The organism is Agrobacterium tumefaciens, assembly GCF_017726655.1.
Lineage (GTDB): Bacteria > Pseudomonadota > Alphaproteobacteria > Rhizobiales > Rhizobiaceae > Agrobacterium > Agrobacterium tumefaciens_B.
Map to the genome: position 1 here is coordinate 1,611,212 of NZ_CP072309.1, position 16,021 is coordinate 1,627,232.

Consider the following 16,021-nt stretch of genomic DNA (forward strand, 5'->3'; position numbering starts at 1 on the left):
CTGTCGCTAATTGACGAAGATGCGTTGACAACCATGCGTGGATTTGACCAGAGTTCCGCCCGACATATCTGATGCGGGAGGATATTGATGTCGTTGCGCGCGCTCGTCCGGATTTCGTTGGTTGCGGTCTCGACTGCCCTCATTTTTTCGTCAGTCACGGCAGCAGAACCTTCGCGGAAGGTGGTTACGACTCAGAATGGCGATTATTTCGGCTTCGATCTGCGGACCGAGCAGAACGTCTCCTTGGAGCAGTGCGGTGAGATTTGCGTGGGCGACGCGTCCTGCAAGGCCTTTACCTACAATCCAAAGGTGAAATGGTGCTTCCTTAAATCGGATTTCAATCAGCTGAACGCCTTCCCGGGCGCTGTCGCCGGCAAGATTGTCGAAGTGGCAACAGAGCCAGATATCGGCGCGCCGCAGCGCCTGTCATTCGTCACTGACAGCCTGCAGCAGGAAGCGCGCCGGCTAAAAGCGGGTCTTGCTGTGGATGAGGCTGAGGCGCAGCAGGGCGTGGAAACACTTGTCGAAACAGCACGGCAACAGGCTGCCGCTGGCAATATTCCGGATGCCGTCACCACCTATAAGCAGGCGCTCGCCATCACACCCGATGACGGCGCACTTTGGGCGGAGCTTTCCGAAAAGGCCGCGCAAGTCACCGACAATTATTCCATTGCCGGACAGGCCGCTTCCGCCGCCATCAATGCCTATCAACTGAGCCGCACGGTGGCGGCCCGCACTGAGGCCTTGAATCGGCTGGCGAAAGCTTTTGAAAGAACCCAGAATTATCGCGCGGCGCTCAATGCCTATAAGGAGAGCCTTGCGCTCACGGATAATGCGCAGATAAAGGCGGCCTATGCCGACCTGCGCACGCGTCAGGGTTTCCGCGTCATCAACAACACGGTGGATACGGATAGCGTAAGCCCGCGGGCCTGCGTCCAGTTTTCCGAACCGCTGGTTAAGAACGGTGTCGATTATTCCTCCTTCATCACGCTGGACGGCGCCGCTCCCAAGGCCATCGAAGCGAAGGGCAGTGAGATCTGCGTCGAAGGCCTCACCCACGGCCAACGCTACAAGATCGCGTTGCGCGCCGGCCTGCCGTCCTCGGTGGAAGAGCCGCTGGAAAAGCAGGTTGATCTTGATATCTATGTGCGTGACCGGAGCGCCACTGTGCGGTTCACCGGGGAAAACTTCGTGCTGCCGGGTACGGCGCGCCGTGGCATTCCGATCGTTTCCGTTAATGCCGACAAGGCAGACCTGAAGCTCTACCGCGTTGGCGACCGCAACATCACCGCGCTTCTGACCAATTCTCAGTTTTTGACACAAATGGACGGTTACAACGCCGACCGTATTGAAAACGAGATTGGGGAACTCGTCTGGCAGGGATCAATCGATATCCAGCGCGACCTCAACAAGGATGTGGTGACGAGCTTCCCGGTGGATGAAGCCCTGCCGGAGCGCAAACCCGGCATCTATGTACTGACCGCCGTTCCGCCTGGCACGGCGCAGGAAACATGGGATTCCCGCGCCACGCAATGGTTCCTGGTGTCCGATACCGGCATCATCACCTATGCCGGAACCGACGGTTTGAACGTGTTCGTGCGCGCCCTCGGCAGCGCCAAGCCGCTTGCCGACGTGGATTTGCAGTTGCTTGCCAAAAACAACGAGGTGTTGGGTACCGCGAAGACCGATGCGGATGGCCGCGCCGTCTTTTCTGCCGGCCTGATGCGCGGCACGGCGGCGCAGGCGCCCGCTATCTTGACGGCGCGCAACGGCGATAAGGACTATGTGTTCCTCGATATGACCCGCGCCGGCTTCGATCTTTCGGATCGCGGCGTGACGGGACGTGCGGCACCCGGCGCGATCGACGTTTTCAGTTGGACGGAACGCGGTATCTACCGCGCCGGCGAGACCGTACATGCCGCAGCGCTTGCCCGTGATGTCGATGGCAAGGCAATCGAGGATCTGCCGCTCACCTTCATCTTCTCCCGCCCTGACGGGGTGGAGGACCGGCGCTTTGTCAGCGACGGAAAGGCGCTTGGCGGTCATTCGGTGGATCTGCCGTTACAGGCAAATGCCATGCGCGGCACCTGGACGCTGCGCATCCATACCGATCCGAAGACGGCTGCGATCAGCGAAAAGAGCTTCCTCGTTGACGATTTCGTGCCTGATCGCACCGAATTCGACCTTTCGAGCAAAGCAAAGCAGATCGATCCGGGCGCGGAAACGGCAATCGATGTCGATGGCCGCTATCTCTATGGCGCCCCGGCGGCCGGCCTGACGCTGGAAGGCGAGATCGCGATCAAGCCGACGCGCACGAGCGCCGATTTCGAAGGTTACTTCTTCGGTCTGGCCGATGAGGAGAGCGAAGAAGAAAACCGCACGACGCTTGCCGATCTGCCGGTGCTGGATGAAGAGGGCAAGGCGAGCTTCAATGTTGATCTGACCGATCTACCCTCCACCACGCAGCTTCTTTCCGCCAATATTACCGTGCGCATGCAGGAGGCGGGCGGACGTGCCGTGGAGCGCTCGCTGACGCTACCCATCAAGGCGGAAGCGCCTCTCATCGGTATCAAGCCGCAATTTTCCGGCGATCTCGCCCAGAATTCCGTCGGTCGTTTCCATATCATCGGCGTCAGCGCCGATGGTGAGAAACAGGCGATGAACGGTCTCACCTGGAAGCTCATCAAGGTCGAGCGGAATTATCAATGGTATCGTCAGGGCAATTCCTGGCGCTATGAGCCGGTGGAATACACCAAGCAGCAGGAAGCGGGTAAGCTTTCCGTCGATGCCAGTGGCGGCGAGATTTCCGTTCCCGTCACCTGGGGCCGTTACCGGCTGGAAGTGGAAGGCGCGGGTAACGGCGCACCCGTTTCGAGCGTCGAATTCGATGCCGGTTTCTATGTGGAGGCAAGCTCGACGGAAACGCCGGATGCGCTGGAAATCGCTCTCGACAAACAGAGCTACAAGATCGGCGATACGGCGAAACTCAAGGTATCCTCACGTTTTGCCGGCGAGTTGATGATCACGTCCGGTTCCGAGAAGCTGATTTCCGTTCAGAACGCCGAGATTGGTGAGAATGGTGGCGAGATCGACATTCCGGTCACCGAGGAATGGGGGGCGGGCGCTTATGTGACGGCGACGCTGTTCCGGCCCGGCGATGCGCAGGAAAGCCGTATGCCGATGCGCGCCATCGGCATCAAGTGGCTTGCCGTCGATCCGGCCGAGCGCAAGCTTGCTGTCACGCTCGGCGCGCCGCAGAAGACGCTGCCGCGCCAGCCGCTTGAAATTCCGATCACCGTCGCCGGTGCTGGCGTCGGTGAGAAAGCCTATGCCATCGTTGCGGCCGTGGATGTGGGCATCCTGAACCTCACCCGCTATGAGCCGCCGAAGCCGGATGAGTGGTATTTCGGCCAGCGTCGGCTGGGGCTTGAAATCCGCGACCTCTATGGCCGCCTGATCGACGGCTCGCTCGGCGCCACCGGCCGGCTGCGCACCGGTGGTGACGGGGCGCAGGCAGCCCTTCAGGGCAGTCCGCCCACCGAAAAGCTGGTGGCCTTCTTTGCCGGCCCGGTCGAACTTGACGCTAGCGGCAAGGCGACTGTCAGTTTCGATATTCCGCAGTTCAACGGCACAGCGCGCATCATGGCTGTGGCCTGGACGAAGACGGGTGTTGGCCATGCGGTCTCCGATACCATCATTCGCGATCCTGTCGTCGTGACCGCCAGCGCGCCGAAATTCCTCGCCCCCGGCGATGTCTCGCAATTGCGGCTCGATATCGCCAATACAGATGGCGAGGCCGGTGATTACCGACTGGATGTGACGAGCAATACGGCCTTGACGGTTGATCAGGGCGAGATGTCGCAGACATTGGCGCTTCAAAAAGGCGGCAAGTCGTCGCTCACCGTTCCGCTGACGGGTGAACAGCCCGGCAACGGTGCGATCACCATCAAGGTTTCCAATGCATCAGGCGTTTCGCTGGAGCAGGTGCTGAATGTTCCGGTCCGCCCGGCCGTTCTGCCGGTGACGACGCGGCGCGAAATCAAGATCGCGCCGAACAGCAGCCTGACGATCAACGGTGATCTTCTGGCCGACAGCATGTTGCTCGGTTCCTCCGTCGCCATCAACGTCACGCGCTCGCCCGCCTTCGATATTCCGGCGCTGGTGATGATGCTGGATAAATATCCTTATGGCTGCGCCGAGCAGACGACGAGCCGCGCTTTGCCGCTGCTCTATGTCTCGGAACTGACGAAGGACAGCGGCATGGCCGAGGACCCCGACACCCGCAAGCGGGTGCAGGAAGCGATTTACCGCGTGCTGTCCTTCCAGTCGAGCTCCGGCAGTTTCGGCCTCTGGTCGCCAGGGTATGGCGATCTGTGGCTCGATGCCTATATCACCGACTTCCTGACAAGGGCGCGTGAGCAGAGTTACGACGTTCCCGAAGCGGCCATGGTGCAGGCGCTGAACAACCTGCAGAATGGTCTTTCCTATGACAGCAATGTCAAGGATCGCGGCAACGAGATCGCCTATTCGCTTTATGTGCTGGCGCGCAACCGCAAGGCGGCGATCAACGATCTGCGTTATTACGCCGATACGGCGCTTGCCGATTTCCCGACGCCGCTTGCCAAGGCGCAGGTTGCCGCTGCCCTTTCGCTTTATGGCGACCAGACCCGTTCGAAGAGTGTGTTCGGCGCTTCGCTCGATATGGCAAGCCGTACAACCAATGTCAGCTTCGCCCGCGCCGATTATGGTTCTGCCCTGCGTGATGGTGCGGCAACGCTAGCGCTTGCGGCTGAAAGCCGTCCTGTTCCGGCCGTCGTGCCGCAGCTTGCGGGTACCGTGGCCAAAGAGTGGGAAAAGAAGCCCTATACCAGCACCCAGGAACAGGCATGGATGCTGCTGGCCGCCCGCGCCGTCAAAGGCGAGGACAAGGATATCCGTCTGGATGTGAACGGCGATCTGCAGACCGGCGGTTTCGGCAAGCGGATGAGCGGCGATGAATTGCTGGCGGCACCCCTGAAGATCGCCAATGCCTCGGCCGACCCGGTCACGGCTGTTGTCACCACCGTGGCCCCCCCGGCGCAGCCGCTTGCCGCGGGAGGCGAGGGCTTCACCATCACCCGCACCTATTATTCCATGGATGGTGAAGAGGTGAACCCGAGCGAGGTCACGCAAAACGAGCGTTATGTGGTGGTCCTGAACGTGGTGCCGCAAAATAACTGGCAGTCGCGTATTCTGGTGACCGATCTTTTGCCTTCCGGTTTCGAAATCGACAATCCGAGCCTTGTCAATTCGGCGGCGCTTTCGAATTTCGACTGGTTGCCGGAGACGGAAGCGGCACATACCGAATTCCGCTACGACCGTTTCGTCGCGGCCTTTGATCGATCGGCCGGCGACAGTTCGGAGATTGCTCTCGCTTATGTGGTTCGCGCCGTCACCCCCGGCACCTACGACCATCCGGCAGCCTCGGTTGAGGATATGTACCGGCCGCAATTCGCCGCCCGCACGGCAACCGGCCGCATGGAGGTGCGCTCGGCAACCCCATGAGGCGGAAAAAGGCTGTCATCGTCGGCATCGTTACGGCCGCGCTGCTTATCGGCGGCGCGGCCTTCGGTCTTGATGCGCTCGACAAGGCCTATCCGCCGCCGTTGCAGGCCGCAGGGCAGCGATCCTTCGAGGTGCTGGACCGCGACGGTAAACTGTTGCGCGCCTTCGCGACACCGGATGGCCGCTGGCGGTTGAGGACCACGGCCGGCGAGGTCGATCCGCAATTCCTGCGGATGCTGGTCGCCTACGAAGACCAGCGCTTTTACGATCATCACGGCGTCGACCCCTGGGCATTGTTGCGCTCCGCCTGGCAACTGGCGAGCAACGGGCGGATCGTCTCCGGCGCCTCGACGCTGTCCATGCAGGTGGCGCGGCTGATCGAGCCGCGCGCCGACCGATCTTTTTCAGCGAAATTGCTGCAAGCCGCGCGCGCACTCCAGATCGAGAGAAGGCTTAATAAGGCCGAGATTCTTGATCTCTATCTGAATATTGCCCCTTATGGCGGTAATCTCGAGGGTGTTAGAGCTGCAAGCCTCGCCTGGTTCGACAAGGAGCCGACCCGGCTGGACACGGCGCAAGCGGCGCTTCTGGTAGCGCTGCCGCAACTGCCGGAAAAACGCCGCCCGGACCGTTTTCCGGACGCGGCGAAACAGGCGCGCGAACGGGTCCTGCAACGGCTTGCCGTGGAGCGCGTGGTGGGAGAGGGAGAGGCGGAGCGGGCTTCAACCGCGGCAGTGCCTCTGAACCGGCAGGACTTGCCCGCCTTTGCGCCACATATGGCAGTCGCCGCCCGCGCCCGGTATCCAAATGCTGCCAATGTCCGTTCGACGCTAAATTTGACGATTCAGCGGGAGTTGGAAGCTGTTGCCCGGCATGCGGCCGAAAAAATCGGTGACAAGGTCTCTGTTGCCATCGTGATGGCGGATGCACAGACCGGCGATATTCTGGCAGAAGTTGGCTCCGCGGACTATCTCGATACGGCAAGACGCGGCTTCGTGGAGATGAGCCGCGCCATCCGCTCACCAGGTTCGACGCTCAAGCCCTTTATCTACGGGCTCGCCTTTGAAGACGGCCTTGTCGGACAGGAAACCATTATTGAAGATCGGCCTGCAGATTTTTCAGGTTACCGGCCACGCAATTTCGACATGCATTATCAAGGCGATGTCAGCATCCGCCAAGCGCTGCAACTGTCGCTCAACGTCCCGGCAGTCAAGCTTTTGGATGCGGTCAGCCCGGCTGCGCTGATGGTCCGGTTCCGGCGGGCGGGTGTCAAGCTTGTGCTTCCCGCCAATGAAGCGCCGGGCCTTGCCATCGCGCTCGGTGGCGCAGGGATTTCTCTGGTTGATCTGGTCCAGCTTTACGCCGGGCTTGCCGGTGGCGGGAAGCCGGTTCGTCTTGGAGACGGCATACGTTCCTCGCCTGAACGGATGGAGGGCGACCGGCTGTTTTCGGATGCCGCCATCTGGAATATCTCTGACACGCTCTCCGGCGTGTTGCCGCCGCTTGGGATGAAGCAGCGGGGCATCGCCTATAAGACCGGCACCAGCTATGGCTATCGCGATGCCTGGTCGGTGGGTTACGACGGGCGGCATGTCATCGGTGTGTGGGTTGGCCGCGCCGATAATGGTTCCGTCCCCGGGATTGCCGGCTATGCGACGGCAGCCCCGATCCTGTTCGACGCTTTCGCGAAATCCGGCGTCGCCATCACGCCCATGCCTGCGGCGCCATCGGGCGTGGCGCGCCTTTCGGTGGCGGACCTTCCAGCCAACCAGCGCCGTTTCACGACCACGGCAAGCGGGTTGCTGTCGGCGTCAAGGCGAGAGAGCGCACCCCGCATCGTCTACCCGCCGGAAGGCGCGCGGGTAGAGCTTTCCAGTCAGTCTGGCATTTCGCCGCTCGTGCTCAAGCTCCAGGGCGGGCGCGCACCCTTCCGGTGGCTTGCCAACGGCCGACCGCTGCCAGACCCATCTCATCGCCGCAACAGCGAGTGGCGGCCGGAGGGACAAGGCTTTTCGACACTTACGGTCATAGACGCTGACGGCCGGGCGTCGAGTGTTCGCGTGTTCGTTGAATGAGCGGAGTGGCGATTCGCGCCGGTTTTCAAGGCTCCGCCAGATCCGTGGCGTCCTGCCCTTGTTGAGCCACGTTCAGAGAATGGCTATCGATACGGTCTTTCAATGACGCGACGACGGCCTCCAGAAACTCCCGCCGCCGCCCGTTGGTCGTCGCCGCCAGCGTCACCTGCAAGCGGCTGCTGATCCTGTTCAGAAAACCAAGATGATCGAAGCGATCGGCGGCGATATTAACCTCCACCTCGTCCATATAGTGAGCCAGATGCGGTTCGAGCGCCAGATTATTGTCCGTTTGGTAGCAGGCCGCCATCCGTTCGCCCAGCGTGGACATCTGCACGTATGGGCCATATTCGTCGATCATCAAATCTCCTTCCTTCTCCGCAGCGTTTCCAAACGCGGATATACATCCTGACAGGACATAAGAAGAGATTGCAGGCTTTCAACGTTCCCGGCGCGGGCGTTGAATTTTCTGTGTCCGAAAGTGATCTTGCCGCCCTCCCAGCCAGAGAATCTCTCCTGAGGCGCGGCGAAGCGCGGCTATGAAGACCGCGCCGTGCCGACCGCGATGACCGGACCGGTCGCTTGACCGGTGGGCGATCCGCCGAACGGTTCCACACTGATGGCGAAGGTCGTGCCCGCCGTTATCTCTTGGCGCATGTTGGCGGGGATGATCAGGTCACCCGTCGCCCCCGGCTGGAATACGCCCAGCGAACGCGTCTTGCCGCCATCCATTACAAGCCACAGTTCCAGTGACTTCTCGTCGCTCTTGCCGGTCGCAACAGGGACGATATGCATTCGTCCCGATTCCGCATCGTAAGAGGCGAGCAGATTGACCTGGCTGTCCGTGGTGGCAAGCTCAGCCACAAGCGGTGCGGTGCCCTGCCGGTTGTCGGGCAGCGCTGCGTAGACGATGGCTGCCACCGCCGCCGCACTCGTCGCGACTGAAATCCAGCGCCAGAACGATGCCGAATTCCAAAGGCTGCCGTTGTTGTTGGCGGCCTTGCCGCCGAACAGGCGCTCTTCAATACGGGCAAAAACAGTGGCGCTTGGCACCTGTTCCGCATATTCGGCATTGAAGTCGGAAAACTCGGCTTCCCAGCGCTGCACGAGTTGCGCGAAAGCCCTGTCGTCTTCAATCCGCCGTTCCAGTTCGCGGCGCTTTTCGAGCGGTAAAACGCCAAGCACATATTCGCCGGCGAGTATTTCATCGCGCGAGTGCTTTCCGCCGCTCTGGTCGCCCGTTGTCATCGCTGCATGCACTCTCTAAGTTTGAGAAGACTTCGCCGCAGCCATGTTCTGATGGTATTTAACGGCACGCGTAGCTCGTCTGCGAGTTCGATATAGCTCAAACCTTCGACATAGGCCCGGCGCACCGCCTGTGCATGAACCGTCTCCAGTTGCTTCATGCAATCGTCGATCCTGCGGCCTTCATCTGTCAGAACGACCTGTTGTTCGGGGTCGCGGACGGACTCGTCAGCCAGATCGTAGGCCTCATCGAGGTCGTCGCCAATCGGTTTGCGTGCCCGGATCGTGTCGATTGCATGATTGCGGGCGATTGCCGCAAGCCAGGTGGTCGGCTTGCCGGCGGTTGTGGCGAAAGTCCGGGCGCGCTGCCAGACCTTGATATAGATTTCCTGCAGGGCCTCTTCGGCGTCGGTTCTGTCGCGCAGGATTTTCATGCAGATGCCGAAAAGCTTCGGGCTGGTTGCCTGATAAAGCGAGACGAATGCTGAACGATCACCCATGCCGACACGGTTGATAAGGGTAGCGATCTCTGTGCCCTGCATTCGAACCTTCCTTGCTGCTCGCCCTTTATAGGGTTGTCTTTCGCAGGAAGACAAGAGACGCCTGACAGGAAGTTCGCGCCATGGCAAAACCGAGGGCGATAGAGTGGTGAATGAACAGGCTGTCATGAGACGCCCGCCGAATTTTCAAGTGGGCCAAGCAGACGCACGGTAACGAGATAACCAATGGTCGCCGCGGCGGCGGAAACAAAAGTTCCCCACACCAGATCGGCAATGGTAAGGGTCGTCGGCCAAGTCTTCAACGTCGCCTGGTTGGTCAGATCGTAGGTGGCATAGGCCATGAAGCCAACAACTGCGCCATAGAGGAGCGCGGACGTCCATTCTCCCGAGAGCAGGGCAGGCCGGACCGCGAGGAACGTCAGCCCCGCAGCGTAGATGAGATAGAAGATGATCGCCGGCGCAGCCCTGAAATTGTCTGCCAGAAGCTCGCCGATGGCCGGTCGGTAAAGGCGCGATGCCATCGTGCTCAGCCAGATGAAATCGATCACCAGAAAGGCGACGAGGGTCAGGACATAGGCGGCGATATAGGTCTTCATCGATACTTTCCCTTTCAGGACATGAGAGAATGCGAGGTTGGTGTTGAAGCGGTTCAATCAATTGGATCGATGGGACAGCCGAGGAGAATCTTAGTCGATCCTGGTCCAGTCGATGCCTTTGCAAAGGAGGCCGGCGACAATGCAGCCTTTCGTGGTCATGCTGTTACCCGCCACCTTCACCGTTAGCTTGTAGGACTTGTCGCGCTGCGGGTCGAAGGCGGTGCCGGAATAGCTTCCAGCCCCGCTTTCCTTGATGGTCATGATCAGCCGGTCGCCAGTCTTTTCCTTCGGCGTGCCCGGCTTTATCCAGGTATTGGTGGCGCACATGTTTTGCCCGCAGGGAGCAATGGCCACTTTCGCCTTGCCGTCACCGCGCGCCCAATTGCCCTCGATATCCGCTGCCGTAGCGCTGAACGCTGCAAGCAGAGGAACCAGCGCGAATGCGATGTTCAACCTTTTGATGCGCATTGCTTATCTCCGAGTTCGTCGCGCCTCATGGATGTTCGATCGTGTAGAAGCCTACATTGATGGTCCCCTCAATGAAGCCGGCCTCGCAATAACACAGGTAATAATCCCAGAGCCTGCGGAAGTGCTCGTCAAAGCCTAGCAGCGATATCGTCTGCCACTTCGCATGGAAACGGTGTCGCCAATCTGCGAGGGTGCGAGCATAGCTCTTTCCGAAGAGCTCCTTGTCAGTGAGCTTCATGCCGGCTTTGCCGACCGCTTTTTCAAGTGCGCTGTCGGACGGCAGGAAGCCACCGGGGAAAACATATTTCTGAATGAAATCGGCCTTTCGCCGGTAGGTATCGAAGCGGTCCTCATCGATCGAAATAATCTGGAGGACTGCGCGGCCGCCAGGTTTCAGGCACCGCTTCAGCGCTTCGAAATAGCTGGGCCAATAGGCCTCTCCGACAGCCTCGAACATTTCGATCGAGACGATACGATCGAATTGTCCATTCACGTCCCGGTAATCCTGCAGCCTCAGATCGATGGAAGCTGTTTTCTCTGCTTTTACGACCGCTGATGTCGCCCATTGCAATTGCGAGGGAGAGAGCGTGATGCCGGTGACGTTGGAGCCGCTATGCGTCGCGAGATGGATCGCCAGCGCTCCCCAGCCGCAGCCGATCTCCAACACGCTTTCGCCGCCGGTCAGTTGCAGCTTTTCGGCAATGCGATCCAGTTTCCTGAGCTGCGCAGTTTCGAGCGTTTTTGTCGTGTCATCGAAGATTGCCGAAGAATAGAGCATCGAGGAATCGAGCCATTGCCGGTAGAACTCGTTGCCGAGATCGTAATGCGCTTCGATGTTGCGACGGCTGCCGCGTTTTGTGTTGGCGTTCAACGCATGTGCGATCCGGTTGACGAAACGCATCGGCAAACTCCCGCGCGTCGAATTTTCGAAGGCCTCGCGGTTTTGCGCGGCGAAACGGATAAGTGCGGTCAGGTCGGGCGTCGACCAATCATTTTCCATGTAGCCCTCGGCAAAGCCGATATCGCCGTTGACGAGAAGCCTGCGGATCGCCCGCCAGTTGTGCAGTACGAGGACCGCCTCGCTGCCATCGGACTCGCCCGATCGTTCCAGCGTTGTGCCGCCTGGAAGGGTGATACGGATTCGGCCACGCTCGATATTGTTCAAGAGCCGGTTGATGAGCCAGATGCCCAAGCGCGGGCCACGGTTCAGGCTGGCATTTTGCACCGGTAGTTCCGATAGATTGTCAAACGGGGTCATGAATCTTGGCCTCGATTTGCGACGATAATGGTGGAATGAAGGAGATAGGCTCGGCAGGCGGCGGCGGGCGTTTTCGAAGGCCGACGCCCTTGAACCAGATTTTCAGGGCCTCCCAATGGATGCCCAGGACGACCTTGAGTGTCAGAAACGGTATGCGAACGAAGGCTTTGAGGAGCGCACGGTCGGTGAGCTCCTCGCGTCGGGCCAGATGCCGCGCGGTCAAGACGATGCCATCCCTGTCGTAAGTCTGAATAACAATCTTAAGCGTATCGGCAGGGGGCGCGACGCGGAAAACATAGCGCAGCTCCATGTCCATGAAGGGGGAGACGTAGAAGGCTTTGTCGCACCGCTGGACGACCTCATCGTCTTCACGCGCCTCCACGGGGATCAGATAGGAATGTCGCTCACCAAAGGTATTATCCACTTGCCACAGGATTGCCTTCAGCGACATGTCGCGGCCGTAGCAGAAGAACACGCTGAGAGGGTTGAAGGACCAGCCGAGCAGACGCGGCATGGTGAGCAGTCGGATGGGCCCTCCGTCGGCGACGATGCCCGCCGCGATCATTGCTGTTTCGATCTGGCGGCGAAGATCTGTCCTGCTCCCATTGCCCCGGTCCTTGCGATGGAAAGAAAACAGGTTGAACCGGTCGACGGAAAAAAATCGCAGTTTTCGGTTGAGAAGGTCCAGCTCGTCGAGATCGAGAAGCAGAGAATAAATGCGATAGGCCAGCTTGTGACTTTTGGGCTTGAAGCGAGCATGGGTCACATGGCCTGGAAAGAGTGCAGAGGCGAGGGGAGGCGTCATGCAACAGCCTCCACCGGTTCTTCGTCTTTCGCGATCGTTGACATATCCAGCCGGATTATCCGGCCGCTATCGTCGGCAACCTGCCACGGTCGTTTGACCCCACCAAGGTCTTCGGCAACGGCGAGGCCTGCCTGAAGTCCGTCTTCATGAAAGCCGGAGCCGAAATAGGCGCCGCAGAACCAGGTGTTTCGCAGACCCTGCAACGCCCATAGCTGCTGGCGCATCTGTTCGGTGCCTGCGTCGAAAACGGGGTGCTGATAGGTTTCCTCGGCAATTATTTTTTCCTGCTCCGGCTCTCGTAACGGGTTTAGCGTCACGAAAGTGTCGGCGGTGTCTCCGAGCGGTTGAAGCCTGTTCATCCAATAGGTGATGCTCGGCTGGCCGGCATCCCTCTTCGTGTCCGTCACATAGTTCCAGCTGGACCAGGCGGCGCGACGGCGCGGCATGAAGCTGCTGTCGGTGTGTAAGACAGCTCGGTTTTGTGTATAGGCAAATGCGCCGAGAATGCGCCGCTCAAGGGGCGTTGCATCGGCCAGCATGTCTAGGGCCTGATCGGCATGGGCCGCGATCACAACGTCATCGAAACGCTCGACTTTTCCATTTCCGCTGACGATCTCCACGCCGTCGGGCAGGCGGTGGATGCGCGTCACGGGAGCTGAGAGGTGCACGCGGTCATCGAAAGGTGCGGTGATGCGTTTGACATATTCTTGCGCGCCACCAACAACTGTGCGCCAGATCGGTCGGTTGCGCAAAAGCAGCAGTCCATGATTGCGGCAGAACTTTATGAAATGTGCCGCCGGGTATCGGCCGACTTCCATCGCCGGCGTTGACCAGATCGCCGCTGCCATGGGGTAGAGGTGATCGTCACGGAACGCCGAGCCAAAGTGGTTGCGGGTCAGATAGTCATCGAGCGAAAGGTCGCCCATGTTGGGCAGATCGCGAGGGGCGTTGCGGTAAAATCGCAGGACGTCGGCAAGCATGGACCAGAAACGCGGCCTGATGAGATTGGATTTCTGTGCGAGAAGCCCAAATCCGGTTCCGCCGGAATACTCGAAGCTGCCATTATCGAGAGACACCGCGAAAGACATGTTGGATGCGGCCGTTGGCACGCCGAGGACTTTGAAAAGTGCGGTGAGGTTGGGGTAGGTCACCTCGTTATAAACGATGAAACCGGTATCCACGTGAACAGGTCCATTATCAGTGTCGAAGGTGACGGTATTGGTATGGCCGCCAATACGGTCAGATGCTTCGAAAACCGTCACATCATGCCGCTGCGACAGAAGCCACGCCGCCGACAGGCCCGAAATGCCCGTCCCCACCACGGCGATCCGGCGCTGGCCTACGTGTTGTCTCGCTTCAGTGCCGCTCATGTTTCCTCGCCGTTGCATTTCACAAATTTGTCTACGTCTGGCGGCAGATACGGGCGAGTGGCCTGATAAGTTTCAGGCGGCCAATGTTTTTTTGAATTTTTTTCTGAAACCTGAAACTCTTTCGGTGGTTCGGTCGTATTTGCTGTCACGAAACGCGACCTCAACCTTTAAAGTACGGTGACCGGAGCAGTGACGTTTTCTGTGGTAATCATGCTTGCCGTTCTGATGTCGTTGCTTATGGCAGGTGCCTGGGCATTGCAGAGAGCGACGGGCTCGAGCGGCTGGATCGATACCGTCTGGTCAGCCAGCGTCGGCGTGGGGGGGATTACCGCCATTCTTCTGGCTGCAGGCGATGCTCATCGTCGTGTCGCCGTTGCCGCTCTCGTAGTCGTCTGGTCGTTACGGCTCGCAGGACACATCGGCTTGCGCACGCGCGGCGGCGGCGAAGACCCTCGTTACGCAAAGCTTATCGAGGGATGGGGCAGTGCCGCTTCTTTTCGGCTTTTCGTCTTTCTGCAGATTCAGGCCGTCGCTGCCTTCGTACTCGTCCTTGCAGTCTATCTTGCCGCCAGTAACGGCACCGAGTTTCCGCGCCTCGTCGATTGTTTTGCGATCGCCATCGCGCTTGGCGCGCTTCTGGGCGAAGCGATCTCGGACGCGCAGCTTTCCGCGTTCCGGAAATCTCCCGAAGCCAAGACCGGCGTCTGCGAAACCGGCCTCTGGCGTTACTCCCGCCATCCCAATTATTTCTTCGAGTGGCTTTTCTGGTGCAGTTTTCCGCTGCTCGCCGTTCATGGCCAGGCCGTGTCGTGGGCGTCGCTCGCCGCGCCCGCCATGATGTACTGGCTGCTCGTCCACGTCTCGGGCATTCCGCCGCTTGAAGAGCACATGTTGAAATCTCGCGGCGAAAAATTCCGCGCATTGCAGGAGCGCGTCAACGCTTTCTTCCCCGGCCCACGCAAAATCGAGGAAACACCATGAATATGCTTGCCGTCGCCATCAACGCAGCCGAGCGTGCGCCGCTCGCCGATAGCCTCACGCTCGCTGGGATTGACATGCTCTGTGGGCGAACCAAACGACGGCTTGCGAAAATTCCGACCAAGGCCGAGCTCGATTTCGTGGCGAATATGACGAATTTCCCGGTCGCAAGTCATACCGATGAGGCCAACAAGCAGCACTATGAGGTGCCCGCAGAATTCTTTGCGTTGGTCCTCGGGGCTCAGCGTAAATATTCCTGCTGCTATTATCCAAATGCCAGGACAACGCTCGACGAGGCTGAGGATGTCGCTCTGGCTGAAACCGTGGAGCATGCCGACCTGGAGGACGGCATGGACATTCTCGAACTCGGCTGCGGTTGGGGTTCGCTGTCCCTGTATATGGCCGGCCGCTATCCCCACGCCAGGATCACGTCCGTCTCTAATTCCTCATCCCAACGCGAATACATCATGGCGCGTGCGCGGGAACGGGGATTTTCCAACCTATCGGTCGTAACGGCGGATATGAATGATTTCGCGGCCGACATGCAGTTCGACCGGGTCGTTTCGGTTGAAATGTTCGAGCATATGTCGAACTGGAGCGCGCTTTTTGCGCGCGTGCATTCCTGGCTAAAGCCCGACGGCAGGTTTTTCCTGCATGTGTTCAACCATCACAACAGGTCGTATCGTTTCGATCACAACAATTCTGCGGATTGGATTGCGCAGCATTTCTTCACGGGCGGCATCATGCCCGCTTTCGATCTCCCCCGCCGGTTTGATGGTATCTTCAGCGTTGAGCGCGAGTGGCGCTGGTCTGGCTCTCATTATCGGCGTACCGCTCTCGACTGGCTAGCAAACTTCGATCGCGAAATCGACCATATCAGGCCCATCCTGAAGCGCGTTTATGGCAGTGAGGCGCGTCTGTGGGAGCGACGGTGGCGATTGTTCTTTCTGGCAACCGCAGGGCTTTTCGGGCATGATGATGGAGACATCTGGGGTGTCGGCCATTATCTCATGGCGAAGGTTTGATTCCCCTCTCGCTGTCAGCTTAACGGAACGGGCTTGCGAACTTCCGATATGCGAGGGTGGAGTCACATAATGATTAAATCATCGGTCGGTTCCATTAGCGCTTAAAAATAAATCATTCGCTTCAAGCGCAGCGGTACTCTAGGTTGGCCCGCGAATTAGC

Annotated in this window: 12 protein-coding genes; 4 read left to right on the forward strand and 8 right to left on the reverse strand. The window is 59.4% G+C overall.

Going from position 1 to position 16,021, the window contains the following annotated elements:
- Positions 1–87 precede the first annotated feature (87 nt).
- Together AT6N2_RS21670 and pbpC are read left to right on the forward strand one after the other, a co-directional pair.
- On the forward strand, positions 88–5,544 hold the full coding sequence (locus tag AT6N2_RS21670) for an alpha-2-macroglobulin family protein (RefSeq protein WP_209091338.1): 5,457 nt from the start codon (positions 88–90) through the stop codon (positions 5,542–5,544).
- Positions 5,541–7,619: a penicillin-binding protein 1C gene (pbpC, locus tag AT6N2_RS21675; RefSeq protein WP_209091339.1), complete on the forward strand. Its 2,079-nt coding sequence runs from the start codon at positions 5,541–5,543 to the stop codon at positions 7,617–7,619. Before AT6N2_RS21670 ends, pbpC begins: the two co-directional genes overlap by 4 nt.
- 25 nt (positions 7,620–7,644) lie before the next feature.
- Here the strand turns inward: pbpC and AT6N2_RS21680 are convergent, their stop codons facing one another.
- From AT6N2_RS21680 to AT6N2_RS21715, 8 genes are all read right to left on the reverse strand, one after another.
- The gene (locus AT6N2_RS21680; protein WP_209091340.1) at positions 7,645–7,977 is read right to left on the reverse strand and encodes a hypothetical protein; all 333 of its coding nucleotides are present in this window, start codon (positions 7,975–7,977) and stop codon (positions 7,645–7,647) included.
- A 176-nt stretch (positions 7,978–8,153) separates the two neighbouring features.
- On the reverse strand, positions 8,154–8,864 hold the full coding sequence (locus AT6N2_RS21685; protein WP_209091341.1) for an anti-sigma factor: 711 nt from the start codon (positions 8,862–8,864) through the stop codon (positions 8,154–8,156).
- The gene (locus AT6N2_RS21690) at positions 8,861–9,403 is read right to left on the reverse strand and encodes a sigma-70 family RNA polymerase sigma factor (RefSeq protein WP_209091342.1); all 543 of its coding nucleotides are present in this window, start codon (positions 9,401–9,403) and stop codon (positions 8,861–8,863) included. Before AT6N2_RS21690 ends, AT6N2_RS21685 begins: the two co-directional genes overlap by 4 nt.
- Before the next feature lie 122 nt (positions 9,404–9,525).
- Positions 9,526–9,957: a DUF2177 family protein gene (locus AT6N2_RS21695; RefSeq protein ID WP_063946888.1), complete on the reverse strand. Its 432-nt coding sequence runs from the start codon at positions 9,955–9,957 to the stop codon at positions 9,526–9,528.
- Between the two features lie 90 nt (positions 9,958–10,047).
- On the reverse strand, positions 10,048–10,425 hold the full coding sequence (locus tag AT6N2_RS21700; protein ID WP_063946889.1) for a DUF2147 domain-containing protein: 378 nt from the start codon (positions 10,423–10,425) through the stop codon (positions 10,048–10,050).
- 25 nt (positions 10,426–10,450) lie between these two features.
- Positions 10,451–11,683, reverse strand: coding sequence for an SAM-dependent methyltransferase (locus AT6N2_RS21705; protein WP_209091343.1), 1,233 nt, complete (start codon positions 11,681–11,683; stop codon positions 10,451–10,453).
- The gene (locus AT6N2_RS21710) at positions 11,670–12,488 is read right to left on the reverse strand and encodes a DUF1365 domain-containing protein (protein WP_209091344.1); all 819 of its coding nucleotides are present in this window, start codon (positions 12,486–12,488) and stop codon (positions 11,670–11,672) included. Before AT6N2_RS21710 ends, AT6N2_RS21705 begins: the two co-directional genes overlap by 14 nt.
- The gene (locus AT6N2_RS21715) at positions 12,485–13,858 is read right to left on the reverse strand and encodes an NAD(P)/FAD-dependent oxidoreductase (RefSeq protein ID WP_209091345.1); all 1,374 of its coding nucleotides are present in this window, start codon (positions 13,856–13,858) and stop codon (positions 12,485–12,487) included. The genes AT6N2_RS21710 and AT6N2_RS21715 overlap by 4 nt, the downstream gene beginning before the upstream one ends.
- 210 nt (positions 13,859–14,068) lie before the next feature.
- Here AT6N2_RS21715 and AT6N2_RS21720 point away from each other — a divergent pair, with 210 nt between their 5' ends.
- Positions 14,069–14,839 carry a DUF1295 domain-containing protein gene (locus AT6N2_RS21720; protein WP_209091951.1) on the forward strand — a complete coding sequence of 257 codons (771 nt, stop codon included), beginning with the start codon at positions 14,069–14,071 and terminating at the stop codon, positions 14,837–14,839.
- Entirely contained in the window at positions 14,836–15,861 is a 1,026-nt protein-coding gene (locus AT6N2_RS21725) for an SAM-dependent methyltransferase (RefSeq protein ID WP_209091347.1), read from the forward strand. Before AT6N2_RS21720 ends, AT6N2_RS21725 begins: the two co-directional genes overlap by 4 nt.
- Positions 15,862–16,021 lie beyond the last annotated feature (160 nt).

Excerpts from the sequence above, each read along its gene's own strand:
- pbpC (WP_209091339.1), top strand. The coding sequence starts at position 5,541 with ATGAGGCGGAAAAAGGCTGTCATCGTCGGCATCGTTACGGCCGCGCTG.
- AT6N2_RS21710 (WP_209091344.1), bottom strand. The coding sequence starts at position 12,488 with ATGACGCCTCCCCTCGCCTCTGCACTCTTTCCAGGCCATGTGACCCAT.
- AT6N2_RS21670 (WP_209091338.1), top strand. The coding sequence starts at position 88 with ATGTCGTTGCGCGCGCTCGTCCGGATTTCGTTGGTTGCGGTCTCGACT.
- AT6N2_RS21690 (WP_209091342.1), bottom strand. The coding sequence starts at position 9,403 with ATGCAGGGCACAGAGATCGCTACCCTTATCAACCGTGTCGGCATGGGT.
- AT6N2_RS21695 (WP_063946888.1), bottom strand. The coding sequence starts at position 9,957 with ATGAAGACCTATATCGCCGCCTATGTCCTGACCCTCGTCGCCTTTCTG.
- AT6N2_RS21720 (WP_209091951.1), top strand. The coding sequence starts at position 14,069 with ATGCTTGCCGTTCTGATGTCGTTGCTTATGGCAGGTGCCTGGGCATTG.
- AT6N2_RS21725 (WP_209091347.1), top strand. The coding sequence starts at position 14,836 with ATGAATATGCTTGCCGTCGCCATCAACGCAGCCGAGCGTGCGCCGCTC.
- AT6N2_RS21705 (WP_209091343.1), bottom strand. The coding sequence starts at position 11,683 with ATGACCCCGTTTGACAATCTATCGGAACTACCGGTGCAAAATGCCAGC.
- AT6N2_RS21685 (WP_209091341.1), bottom strand. The coding sequence starts at position 8,864 with ATGACAACGGGCGACCAGAGCGGCGGAAAGCACTCGCGCGATGAAATA.
- AT6N2_RS21700 (WP_063946889.1), bottom strand. The coding sequence starts at position 10,425 with ATGCGCATCAAAAGGTTGAACATCGCATTCGCGCTGGTTCCTCTGCTT.
- AT6N2_RS21715 (WP_209091345.1), bottom strand. The coding sequence starts at position 13,858 with ATGAGCGGCACTGAAGCGAGACAACACGTAGGCCAGCGCCGGATCGCC.
- AT6N2_RS21680 (WP_209091340.1), bottom strand. The coding sequence starts at position 7,977 with ATGATCGACGAATATGGCCCATACGTGCAGATGTCCACGCTGGGCGAA.